16 protein-coding genes and 1 pseudogene are annotated in these 15791 nt (G+C 66.2%); 9 read left to right on the top strand and 8 right to left on the bottom strand.

Annotation, left to right across the window (positions count from 1 at the left end; all coding sequences use genetic code 11):
• Positions 1 to 115: 115 nt before the first annotated feature.
• The gene (gene mnmA / locus JQ566_RS13005) at positions 116 to 1297 is read right to left on the bottom strand and encodes a tRNA 2-thiouridine(34) synthase MnmA (protein ID WP_212372609.1); all 1182 of its coding nucleotides are present in this window, start codon (positions 1295 to 1297) and stop codon (positions 116 to 118) included.
• Between the two features lie 349 nt (positions 1298 to 1646).
• Here mnmA and JQ566_RS13000 point away from each other — a divergent pair, with 349 nt between their 5' ends.
• The 9 genes from JQ566_RS13000 (at position 1647) to JQ566_RS12960 (ending at position 11427) form a co-directional block, all read left to right on the top strand.
• Positions 1647 to 3242, top strand: a complete 1596-nt coding sequence (locus tag JQ566_RS13000) for a flagellar hook-length control protein FliK (protein ID WP_212372608.1) — start codon at positions 1647 to 1649, stop codon at positions 3240 to 3242.
• Between the two features lie 13 nt (positions 3243 to 3255).
• Entirely contained in the window at positions 3256 to 3963 is a 708-nt protein-coding gene (locus JQ566_RS12995; RefSeq protein ID WP_212372607.1) for a flagellar hook assembly protein FlgD, read from the top strand.
• 436 nt (positions 3964 to 4399) lie between these two features.
• The gene (gene sciP, locus JQ566_RS12990; protein ID WP_002714638.1) at positions 4400 to 4675 is read left to right on the top strand and encodes a CtrA inhibitor SciP; all 276 of its coding nucleotides are present in this window, start codon (positions 4400 to 4402) and stop codon (positions 4673 to 4675) included.
• A gap of 179 nt (positions 4676 to 4854) precedes the next feature.
• Entirely contained in the window at positions 4855 to 6468 is a 1614-nt protein-coding gene (gene fliF / locus JQ566_RS12985) for a flagellar basal-body MS-ring/collar protein FliF (RefSeq protein ID WP_212372606.1), read from the top strand.
• Positions 6469 to 6510: 42 nt separating this feature from the next.
• On the top strand, positions 6511 to 7605 hold the full coding sequence (fliG, locus tag JQ566_RS12980; RefSeq protein ID WP_212372605.1) for a flagellar motor switch protein FliG: 1095 nt from the start codon (positions 6511 to 6513) through the stop codon (positions 7603 to 7605).
• A complete protein-coding gene (locus JQ566_RS12975; RefSeq protein ID WP_212372604.1) occupies positions 7605 to 8228 on the top strand; it encodes a FliH/SctL family protein in 624 nt (207 codons plus the stop codon). Before fliG ends, JQ566_RS12975 begins: the two co-directional genes overlap by 1 nt.
• Before the next feature lie 3 nt (positions 8229 to 8231).
• On the top strand, positions 8232 to 8582 hold the full coding sequence (gene fliN / locus JQ566_RS12970; RefSeq protein WP_035704875.1) for a flagellar motor switch protein FliN: 351 nt from the start codon (positions 8232 to 8234) through the stop codon (positions 8580 to 8582).
• A gap of 53 nt (positions 8583 to 8635) precedes the next feature.
• A complete protein-coding gene (gene flbD, locus JQ566_RS12965; RefSeq protein ID WP_212372603.1) occupies positions 8636 to 10021 on the top strand; it encodes a sigma-54-dependent transcriptional regulator FlbD in 1386 nt (461 codons plus the stop codon).
• A 257-nt stretch (positions 10022 to 10278) separates the two neighbouring features.
• Positions 10279 to 11427, top strand: a complete 1149-nt coding sequence (locus JQ566_RS12960; RefSeq protein WP_212372602.1) for a M20 family metallopeptidase — start codon at positions 10279 to 10281, stop codon at positions 11425 to 11427.
• A gap of 119 nt (positions 11428 to 11546) precedes the next feature.
• Here JQ566_RS12960 and JQ566_RS12955 read toward each other — a convergent pair whose 3' ends face one another.
• The 7 genes and pseudogenes from JQ566_RS12955 to JQ566_RS12930 form a co-directional block, all read right to left on the bottom strand.
• Positions 11547 to 11702: a hypothetical protein gene (locus JQ566_RS12955; RefSeq protein ID WP_212372601.1), complete on the bottom strand. Its 156-nt coding sequence runs from the start codon at positions 11700 to 11702 to the stop codon at positions 11547 to 11549.
• Positions 11703 to 11799: 97 nt separating this feature from the next.
• Positions 11800 to 12381, bottom strand: a complete 582-nt coding sequence (locus tag JQ566_RS12950) for a flavin reductase family protein (protein WP_212372600.1) — start codon at positions 12379 to 12381, stop codon at positions 11800 to 11802.
• A gap of 33 nt (positions 12382 to 12414) precedes the next feature.
• A complete protein-coding gene (locus JQ566_RS12945; protein WP_212372599.1) occupies positions 12415 to 13266 on the bottom strand; it encodes an ATP-binding cassette domain-containing protein in 852 nt (283 codons plus the stop codon).
• A 20-nt stretch (positions 13267 to 13286) separates the two neighbouring features.
• Complete coding sequence (ssuC, locus tag JQ566_RS12940) at positions 13287 to 14093, bottom strand: aliphatic sulfonate ABC transporter permease SsuC (RefSeq protein WP_212372598.1); 807 nt, start codon at positions 14091 to 14093, stop codon at positions 13287 to 13289.
• Positions 14090 to 15253, bottom strand: coding sequence for an FMNH2-dependent alkanesulfonate monooxygenase (ssuD, locus tag JQ566_RS12935; RefSeq protein WP_212372597.1), 1164 nt, complete (start codon positions 15251 to 15253; stop codon positions 14090 to 14092). The genes ssuC and ssuD overlap by 4 nt, the downstream gene beginning before the upstream one ends.
• An 11-nt stretch (positions 15254 to 15264) precedes the next feature.
• Positions 15265 to 15387 carry a hypothetical protein gene (locus tag JQ566_RS34850; RefSeq protein ID WP_283814340.1) on the bottom strand — a complete coding sequence of 41 codons (123 nt, stop codon included), beginning with the start codon at positions 15385 to 15387 and terminating at the stop codon, positions 15265 to 15267.
• 2 nt (positions 15388 to 15389) lie between these two features.
• A pseudogene (locus JQ566_RS12930) lies at positions 15390 to 15563 on the bottom strand (sulfonate ABC transporter substrate-binding protein); the annotation flags it as partial.
• Positions 15564 to 15791: the final 228 nt, after the last annotated feature.

Below are 15791 nucleotides of genomic sequence, written 5' to 3'. Positions count from 1 at the left end.
GCGCGGGTGAGGGTTCTCTCCACACTCGGAGTATCCCATTGCGGAAGCACCCTCTCCCGCAGGCGGGCGAGGGTGCGCACTTCCGGCGTCGCGAGAGTGCGATCCAATTTCATGATCAGCCGCGCACGGCTTCCGCGAGCGGGCGCGATGTGCCCGCGCCGACCTTCGCCGCGGCGCTCTGGATGAAGCCGCCGCCGAGCACGCGGGCCTGGCCGCCAGGTGCGTCATAGAACACGCAGGCTTGTCCCGGCGAGACGCCCTCCTCGCCGGCGACGAGCTCGACCTCATAGTGACCATGGCTGCCGCGCAGCCAGGCCGGCTGGGGGCTGCGGGTCGAGCGCACGCGCACGAACATCTCTAGGCCGCCGCCGATGGCGCGGTCGATGTCGCCGCCGCCGATCCAGTTGACGTCGCGCAAGCCGATACGGTGCATCTTCAGCGCATCGCGCGGGCCGACGACGACGCGGCGGCTGGCTGCCTCCAGCCGCACCACGAACAGCGGCGAGCCGGAGGCGATGCCGAGGCCGCGGCGCTGGCCGACGGTGAAATTGGCGATGCCGTGATGCTGGCCGAGCACGCGGCCGTCGAGATCGACGATGTCGCCGGGGTCCATCGCGTTCGGCCGCAGGCGCGTGATGATGTCGGTGTAGCGGCCCGTCGGCACGAAGCAGATGTCCTGGCTGTCGTGCTTGTCGGCGACCGCGAGCCCAAAGCGGCGCGCGAGCTCGCGCGTTTGCGGCTTGGTCATGTCGCCGAGCGGAAAGCGCAAGAAGTCGAGCTGCTCCTGCGTCGTCGCGAACAGGAAATAGCTCTGATCGCGGTCGCTATCCGCCGCGCAGACCAGCGCGCGCGAGCCGTCGCCCTGACGGCGCGAGGCGACGTAATGGCCGGTGGCGAGCGCCTGCGCGCCAAGCTCGCGCGCGGTCTTCAGGAGGTCGCGGAATTTTACGCTGCGGTTGCATTCGATGCACGGCACCGGCGTTTCACCAAGAGCATAGGAGTCGGCGAAGTTGTCGATGACGGACTCGCGAAAGCGGTCCTCGTAATCGAGCACGTAATGGGGAATGCCGAGCTTGGCCGCGACATCGCGGGCGTCGTGGATGTCCTGGCCGGCGCAGCAGGCGCCCTTGCGGTGGGTCGCCGCGCCATGGTCGTAGAGCTGCAGCGTGATGCCGACGACGTCGTAGCCCTCAGCCTTGAGCAGCGCAGCCGTCGTCGAGGAATCGACGCCGCCCGACATGGCGACGACGACCCTGGTGTCCTCGGGACGGCCTTCGAGATCCAGACTGTTGAGCATGGGCCCTAAAGCGTTGTGACGGCGGCGTAGCGCGATCCGCGATTTCTGTGCTTTCTCGCGGGACATCGGCAATCCCCCGGAACTTTAGTTCCCGAAGAGCACGGCTGCCCAAGTCGAAAGCGGCTGAGGTAACCTCTTTAATATAGGCGGCATTCCGGTGAAGCAATCACGCGGGCGGCCGGCTTAGGGCAATTCTTGCCGGGGCGGCAGAAATGGCGGGGTCGCAGCGGGCTGCCCGGCAGCGCCCTCAAGCAAACAACCCATTGTTTTTGTTATATAAATAAACGAAGAGGGGCACTGGCCCGCTCCTTGCTACCCCTTGTCCGAAGTTGCTTCCAAGGGGTTGCCTGTGGTTGGTCGTACGTCAGATGTCGTGGCAAGCGTGCAAATTCAGAGCGCGCAGCAAAAGCCTGCCCGGCCGCAAGGGCCAAAGGACATGCCCGCGACCGACGCTTTCGGCTCGCTGGTCGACAGCAACACCCAGGCGATCGCCAACAATGCGCAGGCACAGGACACCGCGCCGCGCCGGAGCGATTCCACGGCGTCCGACCGCAGCCCGCGCGACGCCTCTTCCACGGACCAGCCTTCGCAGAGCAAGGCGAGCGACGACACCGACACGTCTGCGCCGGCGAAGAACGACAAGAGCGAGGCGACCAGCGATCCGGCCAAGGACCCGGGCAAGGACGCCGGCAAGATCAAGGACAAGTCCGAGACGGCAGACGCCAAATCGGCGGAGACATCCGACGAGACCAAGGGCGACAAGAGCGACGGCACCGACGCCTTCACCGCCGCCGATGCGGCTGCCGCCGTGCCGACGGATGCGACGCAGATCGCCGTGCCAGATCCGAACGTCGTCGTTGCCGCGCCTGTCGTCCCGGCCGGCCCGAATGCGGCTGCGAGCCAGGCCGGCGATGCCGCCGCCTCGCCGCTGACGATCGCCGCCGCAGGTCTTGCCGCCAGTGCCTCCACTGCGGCGCAGATCGCCGGCACCAAGACCGATACCGCCGGCGACAAGAGCGCCAAGGCCGCAGGCGCCGAGGTCGACGCCGACACCACGACGACGCTCGGCGAGACCGCAACCGGCACGAGCGAGGCCAGCACGACCGATGCGAAAGCCAACGGCGGACTGATCGCCGTCGCCAGTCAGAGCACGCCGAAAACCTCGTTCAAGGACGCTGTCACGGCGCAGGCCCAGGCCGACGTCTCGAATATCGACCAGGACACCGGCAAGGCGAACGCCGCGACGGCGCAGGCTCCGGCCAGCGCCGCGCATGCGCAAGGCCTCAAGCCGCAGGCAGATGGCGGAGCGAGCGAGGCGAAGGCAGGTCCCGCCGACCGCACCGCCGATCCGACACAAGGCGCGCCGGCCGCGCACGCAGGCACGCAAGCCGCCATCGCTCCGACGGACACCAGCGCGCAAGCCGCTTCCGCGGTGCAGGCGCCACTGACCAATACGACCTCGGCTGCCACGGCATCGACCGCGACGCTCACCGCGACCGCGGCGACCCACAACACGGCCGTGCCGATCAGCGGCGTGCCGATCGAGATCGCAGCCGCCATTCGCGCCGGCAGGTCCCGCTTCGACATCAGCCTCGACCCTGCCGAGCTCGGCCGCATCGACGTGCGCATCAATGTCGACCGCAACGGCCAGGTCACCTCGCATCTCACGGTGGAGAAGCCGGAGACGCTGCAAATGCTGCGTCAGGACGCGCCGCAATTGCAGCGCGCGCTCGACGATGCCGGCTTCAAGACCGGCAGCAACGGGCTGTCCTTCAGCCTGCGCGACCAGAATTCATCGGGCCAGCAATCCGGCCAGAACAACGACAATGGTGGCAACGCCCGCCGGCTGATCATCAGCGAGGACGAAACCGTTGCTGCCGCGCCTGTCGGGCGCGGCTACGGCCGCATGCTCGGATCGAGTAGCGGCGTCGACATCAGAGTGTGAGGAGTATCGAGACATGGCCACCACGAATGCCGCGACCGCCCCTTCCGTCGTCTCCGGGACGACCGACATCCCGAAATCCTCGTCGAATTCGTCGATGAGCTCGACCACGGGGTCGACGCTCGCCGGCAACTTCCAGACCTTCCTGACGCTGCTGACGACGCAGCTGCAGAACCAGAACCCGCTGGATCCGCTCGACACCAACCAGTTCACCCAGCAGCTGGTGCAGTTCGCCGGCGTCGAGCAGCAGCTCAAGACCAACGATTCGCTGGCCCAGCTCGTCACCCTGCAGCAGACCACGCAGGCGACCCAGGCGCTGGGCTTCGTCGGCAAGACCGCCCTGGTCGACGGCTCGACCGCCACCATGAAGAACTCGTCGGCGACCTGGCATCTCAACGTGCCCACCGACTCCACTGTCGAGATCTCCGTGGCCAATTCCAGCGGCCAGACCGTGTTCACCGGCAAATATACCGCCGCCGCCGGCACCGACATTCCCTTCACCTGGAACGGCATGGGCAATGACGGCACGCAATGGCCCGACGGCAAGTACACGATCTCGGCCACGGGCAAGGACGTCGCGAACAACAATGTCGGCATCGCCGCGCAGGTGCAGGGCGTGGTGTCGTCGGTCGACCTGACCCAGTCGCCGCCGCTCCTCACCATCGACGGCGCCAGCTACACGCTGAGCCAGGTCAAGAGCATCATCGCGACCAGCAGCAACTGATAGCACTGCAGCAACAGATTCAGTGTCATCCCCGCCCAGTGCGCAATTGCGCACGGGGGCGGAGATCCATAGCCACAGGGAGTGGTTGTAGCGCGCAGCTGGTCACTCCGAGTCTTCGTCAAACGACTCCCTGGGGTTATGGGTCCCGGGCTCGCGCGGAGCCTGTCATCGGGCCGCGCTTCGCGCGGACCCGTTGGCGCGCCCCGGGACGACGGTCAGGGCCTTTGCGACACCACGGCAGGCCCGGTTCGTTAGTAAAGTATTTACCTTCTGCCCCGCTCAGCCGGCCGAGATTGCGCCTCCCGCCGGCCGAGACGGCCGCGTTCCCGCAAGTTTCAACGAGAATTGTATTGAAGCCTTAGGCTTAGCGGATTTTTAAGCCGCCGGGGTTACGGTTACGGCGTGAGTTCAGTGGTTGAGAGTTTGTGAGTACGCCATGACAGAACCCCATCGCCCGAGGGTAAAATACGTCATCGGGCCGGACGGCAGTCCGTTGACGATCGCGGATCTGCCTGCACCCGGCACCAAACGCTGGGTCATCCGCCGCAAGGCCGAAGTCGTCGCCGCTGTCCGTGGTGGACTTCTCTCCCTTGAGGAGGCCTGCAGCCGTTATACCCTGACGGTCGACGAATTCCTCTCCTGGCAGTTTTCCATCGACCAGCACGGTCTGGCGGGTCTTCGCACCACCCGCATCCAGCAATATCGCCAGTAGGCGATCCGGAAATCTGCGGCTTTTGACGAAAATCGGCCTCGCCCAGCGAGGCCGATTTTTTTTCATGATGCACTTTTGTCCGACCTCTTAACCTTCGTTAACCATATCGAAACCATCCCCTAGGCAATAATTGCCCAGTCGGCCGCTCGGTTGCGGGTCGGATTGGTCGGGGCGGTTGCTTGCAAGGTCTTGGGGACTTCTTAAAAAGTATCGGCGCCGCCCGGTTCGGGGCGATGATCGCGGTCACCGCCGCGCTCATCGGATTCTTCGCGTTCGTCATCATGCGCGTCACCACGCCGCAGATGACGACGCTGTTCACCGACCTCAGCGTCGAGGATTCCTCCGGCATCATCAAGGACCTGGAACGCCAGGGCATCCAGTTCGAGATCCGCAACGAGGGCTCCATCATCATGGTGCCCAAGGACAAGGTCACGCGGCTCAGGATGAAGCTCGCCGAGGGCGGCCTGCCCAAGGGGGGCGGTGTCGGCTACGAGGTGTTCGACAAGTCGGACGCGCTCGGCACCACCTCCTTCGTCCAGAACATCAATCATCTCCGCGCGCTCGAGGGCGAGCTCGCCCGCACCATCCGCGCCATCGACCGCATCCAGGCCGCCCGCGTCCATCTGGTGCTGCCCGAGCGGCCGCTGTTTGCGCGCGAAGCGCCGGAGCCGTCGGCCTCGATCGTGGTGCGGGTCCGCGGCTCGCTGGAGGCCCAGCAGATCCGCGCCATCCGCCATCTCGTCGCCTCCGCCGTCAACGGGCTGAAGCCGCAGCGCGTCTCGATCGTCGATGAGGCCGGCCAGCTGCTCGCCGACGGCGCGGCGACCGATCCGGAGCAGGTCGTCGGCGACGAGCGCCGCACCGCCTTCGAGAAGCGGATGCGCAAGCAGGTCGAGGACATCGTCTCCTCGGTGGTCGGCTCCGGCCGCGCCCGCGTCCAGCTCTCCGCCGATTTCGACTTCAACAAGGTCACCCAGACCTCGGACAAGTTCGACCCCGAGGGCCGCGTGCTGCGCTCGAGCCAGACCCGCGAAGAGCAGAGCATGACCGCCGACAATAACGGCCAGGTCACCGTCAACAACGAGCTGCCCGGCAACCAGCAGAACAACGGCGCCGCGGCCAAGGACCAGAGCAAGAAGACCGAGGAGACCAACAATTACGAGATCTCCCGCACCACCAAGACCGAGGTGACCGAGGCCGGCCGGGTCAACCGCATCTCGGTCGCGGTGCTGGTCGACGGCATCTACACCAAGAACGACAAAGGCGAGCTGGCCTACCAGGACCGCACCAAGGAGCAGCTCGACCGTATCGCCACCCTGGTGCGCTCGGCGATCGGCTTCGACCAGAAGCGCGGCGACCAGGTCGAGGTCGTCAATCTGCGCTTCGCCGACGCCCCCTCCACCGCTCCGATCGGCGAACCTGGCGGCTTCCTCGGCATGCTGCAGTTCACCAAGGACGACGTCATGTACTTCGTCGAGCTCGGCGTGATGATGCTGCTCGGCCTCGTCGTGCTGTTCCTGGTGATCCGCCCGCTGGTCAAGCGCATCCTCGCCTCCGACGATGTCGCCGCCGCCATCTCCGGCGTGCTGGCGGGCCCGGCCGCCTCGGAAGAGGCGGCGCCGGCCGCCGGCCAGCAGCTGCTGCCGAGCGGCGCCGCCAGCGCCATCGACGTCGCCACCATCCAGGGCCAGGTCCACGCCCAGTCCGTTCATCGCGTCGGCGAGCTCGCCGAGCGCAACCCCAACGAAACCGTCGCGATCATCCGCCAGTGGCTGACCGAACCAGCCAAATGAACCAAGTAAGTAACTGCCAAGTGAATCAAGAAGTGATCTGACATGGCCGCCAATTTGCAGAACGCCAACTCGAACGACATCACCAGCGTGATCTCCACGCTCGGTCAGCGCGCCGGCAGCCGCGCGGGCGGCGCCAAGACCGAAGGGCTGGCCGGACCGAAGCGCGCCGCGATCCTGATGCTGGCGCTGGGCGAGCAATATGGCGGCAAGATCTGGTCGCTGCTCGACGACGACGAGGTGCGCCAGCTCTCGCTGGAGATGTCGACGCTCGGCACCGTCGAGGTCGATACCGTCGAGGACATGCTGCTCGAATTCGTCTCGCGCATGTCGGCTTCGGGCGCGCTGATGGGCAATTTCGACGCCACCGAGCGCCTGCTGCAGCAATACCTGCCGCCGGAGCGCGTCAACGGCATCATGGACGAGATCCGCGGCCCTGCGGGGCGCAACATGTGGGAGAAGCTCTCCAACGTGCAGGAAGAGGTTCTCGCCAACTACCTCAAGAACGAATACCCGCAGACCATCGCGGTGGTGCTGTCGAAGCTGAAGTCGGAGCATGCCGCCCGCGTGCTCGGCATCCTGCCCGAAGAGCTCGCGCTCGACGTCGTCAACCGCATGCTGAAGATGGAGGCGGTGCAGAAGGAGGTGATCGAGAGCGTGGAGAAGACGCTGCGCACCGAATTCATGTCCAACCTGTCGCAGACCCGCCGCCGCGACGCCCACGAGGTGATGGCGGAAATCTTCAACAATTTCGACCGCCAGACCGAAACCCGCTTCATCACCTCGCTGGAAGAGGACAATCGCGAATCGGCCGAGCGCATCAAGGCGCTGATGTTCACCTTCGACGACCTCGTGAAGCTGGATTCAGGCTCCGCCCAGACCCTGATGCGCAACGTCGACAAGGACAAGCTCGGCGTCGCGCTCAAGAGCGCCAACGAGGACGTCCGCAACTTCTTCTTCGGCAACATGTCCTCGCGCGCGGCCAAGATGCTCCAGGACGACATGGCGGCGATGGGCCCGGTACGCCTGCGCGACGTCGACGAGGCGCAGGCGCTGCTGGTCAACCTCGCCAAGGACCTCGCCGCCAAGGGCGAGATCATGCTGACCAAGAACCGCGCCGACGACGAGCTGGTGTACTGATGGCCGCTCCGGCAAAATTCCTGTTCGATACCGACTTCGCGGCGCCCGAGCGGACGACGCGCGAGAAGGCCGCGACCGCAGCCGAGATCGCCCAGAAGGTCGCGGAAGCCGAGGCGCGCGCCTATCAGGAAGGCTTTGCCGCCGGCCAGCGCGAGGCCAAGGCCGAGAGCGACCGCCGCGTCGCGCTCGCCATGGAAGAGATCAACATCGCAATTCGGGGCGTCGCCTCCGGCATCGGCAACATCGAGACCAGGATGGAGACCGAGGCGGTCGAGGTCGCGGTCGCGGTGGCGCGCAAGCTGTGCGCCGATCTCGTCGCGGCCGAGCCGCTCGGCGAGGTCATCGCGCTGGTCAAGGACTGCTTTTCGCATCTGGTCGCGACGCCGCATCTCGTCGTCCGCATCAACGATGCGCTCTACGACGCCGCGCGCGAGAAGATCGAGCGGCTCGCCAAGCAGAGCGGCTTCGAGGGCCGGCTGGTGATCCTGGCCGAGCCGGAAATTGCCACCGGCGACTGCCGGATCGAATGGGCCGATGGCGGCGTCGTGCTGGAGCGCGGCGCCATCGCGGCCAAGATCGACGAAATGGTCGGACGCTATATCGCGTCCCGCAGGGGGAGCTAAGCCATGAGCGACACTGACGGACAGGTCCCGCTGCCCGATCTCAACGGCCCGATGCCGCCTGCCGGCACCGACGTCGGCTACAACGAGGACGAATATGCGGCGCGTGCCGCCGCCGACCTCGAAGCGGTGTTCGATGTGCCGGTGCAGGTCTCGGCCGTGCTCGGCCGTTCCAAGATGGACGTCGGTGAGCTCCTGAAGCTCGGACCAGGCACCGTGCTCGAGCTCGACCGCCGCGTCGGCGAAGCCATCGACATCTACGTCAACAACAAGCTGGTCGCCCGCGGCGAGGTCGTGCTGGTCGAGGACAAGCTCGGCGTGACCATGACAGAAATCATAAAGGCCGAACGCGGCTAGCCGGAACAAGCGAATAGCGCGCGGCAGCGCGAACAGACGGACAGGAGACTGACATGCGGCTTCTCATCGTTGGCACATTGAAGGGCCAGCTCACCACCGCCACCAAAATCGCGATGGAGAACGGCGCCACCGTGACCCATGCCGAGGATCACGAGCAGGCGATGCGCGTGCTGCGCGGCGGCAAGGGCGCAGACCTGCTGCTGGTCGACGTCGCTCTCGACATCCGCGACCTCGTGCTGCGGCTGGAGGCCGAGCACATCCACGCCCCGATCGTCGCCTGCGGCATCACCAACGACGCCCGCGCCGCGGTCGCCGCGATCCACGCCGGCGCCAAGGAATACATCCCGCTGCCGCCGGATCCGGAACTGATCGCCGCGGTGCTGGCTGCCGTCGCCAACGATTCCCGCGAGCTGGTCTATCGCGACGACGCCATGGCAAAGGTGATCAAGCTGGCGCAGCAGATCGCGGGCTCCGACGCCTCGGTGATGATCACCGGCGAATCCGGCACGGGCAAGGAAGTGCTGGCCCGCTACGTTCACTCCCGCTCGGCCCGCGCCAAGCGTCCGTTCATCTCGATCAACTGCGCCGCGATCCCCGAGCACCTGCTGGAATCCGAGCTGTTCGGCCACGAGAAGGGCGCCTTCACCGGTGCGGTCGCGCGCCGCATCGGCAAGTTCGAGGAAGCAACCGGCGGCACGCTGCTGCTCGACGAAATCTCGGAGATGGACGTCCGCCTGCAATCGAAACTTCTGCGCGCCATCCAGGAGCGTGTGATCGACCGCGTCGGCGGCACCAAGCCTGTCGCCGTCGACATCCGCATCATCGCGACCTCGAACCGCAACCTGGCCGAGGCCGTGCGCGAAGGCACGTTCCGCGAGGACCTGCTGTTCCGCCTCAACGTCGTCAATTTGAAGATCCCGCCGCTGCGCGAGCGCCCCGCCGATATCCTCGAGCTCGCCCAGCATTTCGTGAAGAAATACGCCGAGGCCAACGGCGTGCCGCTGCGCCCGATCTCGACGGAAGCCCGCCGCGTGCTCTCCGCCAACCGCTGGCAGGGCAACGTCCGCGAGCTCGAGAACACCATGCACCGCGCGGTGCTGATGGCGCAGGGCGACGAGATCGGACCCGACGCCATCATCACGCCGGACGGCGACCGCCTCGACCTCGCCAAGACCGCCCCGGCCGTGGCGCATGCCACCATGGCCGCCGAGCAGGTGACGCGGGCGCTGGTGGGGCGCACCGTGGCCGATGTCGAGCGCGACCTGATCCTGGAGACGCTGAAGCACTGCCTCGGCAACCGCACCCATGCCGCCAACATCCTCGGCATCTCGATCCGCACGCTGCGCAACAAGCTCAACGAATATGCCGACGGCGGCATCCCGATCCCGCCCGCGGGAACGCCGGGCGAGTATCCACGGATGCCGATGGTGGGGGCGTGAGGCGGCGTCAGCTCAAATTGAGGATGCGAATGCCCGGGCTAGACCCGGGCATTTTGTTTTGTGCGTCCACCGGGAAGGTCCCGTAGCCCGGATGGAGCGAAGCGTAATCCGGGGTTGGCTCCGCGATCGAGATCCCGGATTACGCTTCGCTCCATCCGGGCTACGAGAGCTGAACACATGGCCGCACCGCATCCGGCGACTAGGTCACGCCTGCGCAAGGTCCTATAACCACGCCCGAAAACCACACGAGGGACCACATGTCTGAAGCTCAAATCACGGATTGGCTGGCGTCGCAGAAGCAGGCCATGATCGATCTGCTCCGCGACGTCGTGAACATCGATTCCGGATCCTACGACAAGGAAGGCGTCGATGCGGTCGGTGCGCGGTTCGAGCGGCATTTTGCCGAGCAGGGCATTCCGTTCCGGCGCGAAGCCAACGCCAGCTTCGGCGACGCGATCCATGCCGAGGTGGCAAAGCCCGGCAGCAACGAGAAGCCGGTGCTGTTAATGGGGCATCGCGACACCGTATTCGGCAAGGGCGAGGCCGGACGGCGGCCGTTCACCATCAAGGATGGCCGCGCCTATGGTCCCGGCGTTGCCGACATGAAGTCGGGCCTCGTCATGAACGTGTTCGTGGCAACCGCCTTCCACAAATTCGGCGGCGCACCGCATCCGATCAAGGTGCTGATCACCTCGGACGAGGAGATCGGCTCGCCCTCCTCGCGCCCGGTGATCGAACGCGAGGGGCGCGCCGCCCGCGCAGTGTTCAATTCCGAGCCGGGCCGTCCTACCGGAAACGTCGTCACCGGCCGCAAGGGCGGCATCTTCATGCATCTCGCCATCACCGGCAAGGCCGCGCATTCCGGCGCGAACTTCGCTGCGGGCGTCAGCGCGATCGGCGAGCTCGCGCACAAGATCGTGCAGATCCATGCGCTGACCGATCTGGACAAGGGCATCACCCTGAATGTCGGCCTCGTCTCGGGTGGGCAGTCCGTCAACACCACGGCGCCTTACGCGGAAGGGCAGATCGACCTGCGCTATGTCGATCCGGCAGATCGTGCGACCGTGATGGCCGCAATCGAAGAGATCGTCGCAACGTCGTACGTGCCGGGCACGAGCGCGACGCTCACCATCAAGGGCGAGTTCGTGCCGGTGGTGCAGAGCGCGGAGTCGAAGACGCTGTTCGAAGATTATCAGGCCGCCGCAAGAGATGTCGGCCTCACCACGCTGCAGGGCGAGTTCTCCGGCGGCTGCGCCGATTCCGGCTTCACCGCCGCGGTGGGCACGCCGACCATCTGCGGCCTCGGCCCGGTCGGCGGGCTCGCGCACACGCCGGAGGAATATCTGGAGGTCGACAGCATCGTGCCGCGCGCGCAGGCGCTGGCGCTGGCGATTTTGCGGGGGTGAACACAGGTGCCGTAGGGTGGGCAAAGCGTAGCGTGCCCACCATTCCCGGTTGTCGCCCCGGATGGATGGTGGGCACGGCGCAAGGGCGCCTTTGCCCACCCTACGAGACCGACCAAGCTCTACGAATAACTCGGCGCGTCGGGCTTGCGGAAGATGTGGATGGGATCGCCCGGCACGATCGGGTGTCCCGAGAACATCGCGTAGGCGTAGAGCGCGAGATAGGCGATCGCGAGCGCGCCGATGGCGTAGAAGACCCAGGTCGCCACGCGCTTCATCGTTCCGCTCCACTACCGTCCCGATACGGAAGGCTCTGGGCGCTTCTAGAGCGACGACGGAGAAAAGGCCAGCCTCTGCGCCGACAGCCTGCGGCGATCAAATGCCGCGCCGGCCGCGCGCGGGAACGCTGACGTCGGCGAGCCTTGCCGCATCTTCGTCCTGGTCGACCGCCACATATTGGCCGTGCCAATAGGCCAGTGCTGCGGTGCGGGTGGAGCTCCTGACGTCCCTGACGCGGCCGATGACGATGCCGTGCGAGTGCCGCTCGACGATCTCCTCGACCTCGCAATCGAAGGCCGAGAGCGCACCGACCAGGAGCGGAACACCCGAGACTGCCGTCACCCATGTCGCGCCGGCGAAGCGGTCGACGCCCTTCAGCCCGCCCTTGCCGGCAAAGCGCTCGGCGACATCGAGCTGGTCGGCGTTCAGGATGTTCACGCCGAAGGCACCGTGGCGCTTGATCAGCGGAAACGACGAGGCGTCGCGGTTGATGCTGACCAGCAGCGTCGGCGGCTCGACCGACAGCGAGGTGACCGAGGTCACCGTCATGCCGGTGATGTCCTTGCCCCGCCCGGCGGTGATGACGCTGACGCCGCCGGTGAGGTGGCGCATGGCGCCGCGGAAATCGGCGGACGAGACGGGGATTTCAGTCATGAGATCGCGGGGCACTACATTCATGGCGTTGCTCCCCGCAAGCGGGGTTCCCTGTATTTAGGTACGATCGTCCGCCGACAAAAGGTGGCTCAGGATCGAGCCTTCGAGGCCGGCAAGCTCGGCCGAGCCGCGCTGGCGCGGCCGGGCTGCGTTAACCACGACGTCATGGGCAATCCGGCCCTCCTCGATGACAAGCACCCGGTCGGCCAGGGCGACGGCTTCGGAGACGTCGTGGGTCACCAGGATCGCGGTAAAGCCCTGGTCGCGCCAGACCCGCTCCAGCAGCCGCTGCATCGAGATGCGGGTCAGCGCATCCAGCGCGCCGAGCGGCTCGTCGAAGGCGAGCACGCGCGGGCGGGACACCAGCGCGCGGCCGAGCGCGACGCGCTGTTTCTGGCCGCCCGACAGCACCGAAGGCCATTGGTCGCGCTTGTCGGCGAGGCCGACCTCGGTCAATGCCTTCTCGGCGCGGGCATGAGCATCCTGCGATGCGCGATCGCGGCCGAGACCGACCTCGACATTGGCGAGCACGCGGGCCCAGGGCAGCAGCCGCGGCTCCTGGAACATCACGCGGATGTCCTCGGGCTGGATGGCTTTTGGCTGAATGTCCTGGCCGAAGCTGATGCTGCCGGCATCGATCTTGTCCAGGCCGGCGATCAGGCGCAGCAGCGTGCTCTTGCCGCAACCGCTCTTGCCGACGATCGCGACGAACTGCCCGGCGGGGATGTGCAGATCGATGCCGCGCAGCACCTCGTTGTCACCGAAGGATTTGCGCAAGCCCCGGATGCTGAGCGGCAGGCCGCTGGCCTGAACCGGCCGCTCCTCGCGCACCACGCGGGCGTGTGGCGCGAAATTGGCGCGGCTGGCGAGCTCGGTCTCGGGAAGGGAGGTACGAAGCGCTGTCTGCATGTGATTCCCAGTATTTCTGCTCAACGTTTCTGGAAGGCGGGATGCCAGGAGAGCGTCAGGCGCTCCAGCACGCGGGAGGCGCTGTCGGCGAGCTTGCCGAGCAGGGCGTAGATCAGGATCGAAAGCACGACGACGTCGATCAGCATGAACTCGCGCGCCTGCATCGCCATGTAGCCGAGCCCCGAGGACGCCGCGATGGTTTCGGCGACGATCAGCGTCAGCCACATGATGCCGAGCGCGAAGCGGATGCCGACGAAGATCGAGGGCAACGCGCCCGGGAAGATCACGCGGCGGAACAGTTCGCCGTCGGTCATGCCGTAGATGCGGCCCATCTCGATCAGCTGCGGATCGACGGTGCGGATGCCGTGCAGCGTATTGAGGTAGATCGGGAAGAACACGCCCAGCGCCACCAAAAACAGCTTTGCGCTCTCGTCGATGCCGAACCAGAGGATGACCAGCGGGATCAGCGCCAGATGCGGCACGTTGCGCACCATCTGCAGCGTGGTGTCGGTGAGCTTGGCCGAGAGCTGCGACAGGCCGTTGGCGAGGCCGAAGGCGAAGCCGATGCTGCCGCCGATCAGGAAGCCGATCGAGGCGCGCCAGAACGAGACCCAGATGTTGCGGACGAGCTCGCCGGAGAGCAGCAGCTTCCAGCCGGCCAGCACGACGTCGCTCGGCGCCGGCAGCACGCGCGTCGGCACGAAGCCCGTGACGCTCGCGACCTGCCAGATCGCGATGATGGCGAGCGGCACGATCCACTGGATCAGGCCATCGACCCGCGGCAGGCGGATGCTGCGCGGGAGCGAGATGCTGTCGATCAGGCTCATGACTGCGACACCCGGTGCTGCGGACGAAGATCGCTGCCGACCGTCTCGCCGAAAGGACCGCCGTTGAAATGAAGTTTGGTGACGTTGCTCGGCTGCTCCAGCGAAAGCAGCGGGAACACCAGCTCGGCGAAGCGGTAGGCCTCCTCCAGATGCGGGTAGCCCGACATGATGAAGGTATCGATGCCGAGATCCTGATACTCCTTGATGCGGGCCGCGACGGTCCGGGCATCGCCGACCAGCGCCGTGCCGGCGCCGCCGCGCACCAGGCCGACGCCGGCCCAGAGGTTCGGAGCGATCTCGAGCTTGTCGCGCTTGCCGCCATGGAGCTGCGCCATGCGCTGCTGGCCCACGGAGTCCATCCGCGCAAAGTTCTTCTGCGCCAGCTCGATGGTCTCGTCGCTGACATGCTTGATCAGCTCGTTCGCCGCACTCGAGGCCTCTTCATTGGTCTCGCGGACGATGACGTGCAGACGAATGCCGAAGGAGAGTTTGCGGCCGCGCGCATCGGCGACTGCCCTCACCTTGGCGATCTTCTCCGCAACCAAAGCCGGCGGCTCACCCCAGGTGAGATATTTGTCGACGGTGTCGACTGCGACGTCGATGCCGGCATCGGACGAGCCGCCGAAATACAACGGCGGGCGCGGCGACTGCACCGGAGGGAACAGAAGCTTGCCACCCTCGATGCGGATGTGCTTGCCTTCGGCGTTCACCGTCTTGCCGGCGAGCAGATCGCTGTAGACGTTCAGGAACTCGCGGGTGACCTCGTAGCGCTCGTCATGGCTGAGGAAGACGCCGTCGCCCTTGTTCTCGATGGGATCGCCGCCGGTGACGACGTTGACGAGCAGCCGGCCATTGGTGACGCGATCGAGCGTCGCGGTCATGCGCGCCGCCACGCTTGGCGATTGCAGGCCGGGCCTGACCGCCACGAGGTAGCGCAGCCGCTCGGTGAAGGGCGCGACGCTGGATGCAACGATCCAGGAATCCTCGCAGGAGCGGCCCGTCGGCAAGAGCACGCCGAAATAGCCGAGCTGGTCGGCGGCCTGCGCGACCTGGCGCAGATAGTTGAAATTGACCTCGCGGCCGCCGATGCCGGTGCCGAGATAGCGGCCGTCACCGTGCGTCGGCAGGAACCAGAGGATGTTGGCGCTGGATTGGCTCATCGGATGTGCCCCTAGCCGTAAGTCGTGCCGACGGCGGCGGCGACGATGCCGATCGACAGCACGATGGCTGCGATCACGCGTTGAACGATGCGCTTCATGTTCAGACCTTTTTGGATGGGAAGGCTGGTCGGCACGGTCAGGCTGCCGGGTTGCGCCAGACGATGTCGCGGATGACGATCGGCTTGGGGATCAGGCCGAGCCTGTAGAAGCGGTCGGCGACGCCCTGCTGGGTGGCGACGATCTCGTCGGTGATGGGACCGACCACGAAGTTCGCGCGATTGGCGGCGACGGTCTGGATATCAAGCGGGACGAGTTTCAGAAAGTCACGACGCTGCATTCCACTCTCCCGGCCGCCTGCGGCCGTCATCGTTCACGTGCCGGCAAATGATGGTGCGGCTCGGGAGATGTGTCGAGACGTCCAGGAAAATAGCGATGCGAGCACTGTGCGTGTGGCGGAGGGCATGATTAATCTTTCAAGCGGCCGCGACGATGCAGACGGAATTTTTCCGCACGCGAATGTGAGGGCCGCACGGATTCC

It is taken from the genome of Bradyrhizobium sp. SZCCT0231 (genome assembly GCF_018130245.1).
In the GTDB taxonomy this organism is placed as follows: domain Bacteria; phylum Pseudomonadota; class Alphaproteobacteria; order Rhizobiales; family Xanthobacteraceae; genus Bradyrhizobium; species Bradyrhizobium japonicum_F.
This window is presented reverse-complemented; position numbering and strand designations above follow the sequence as displayed.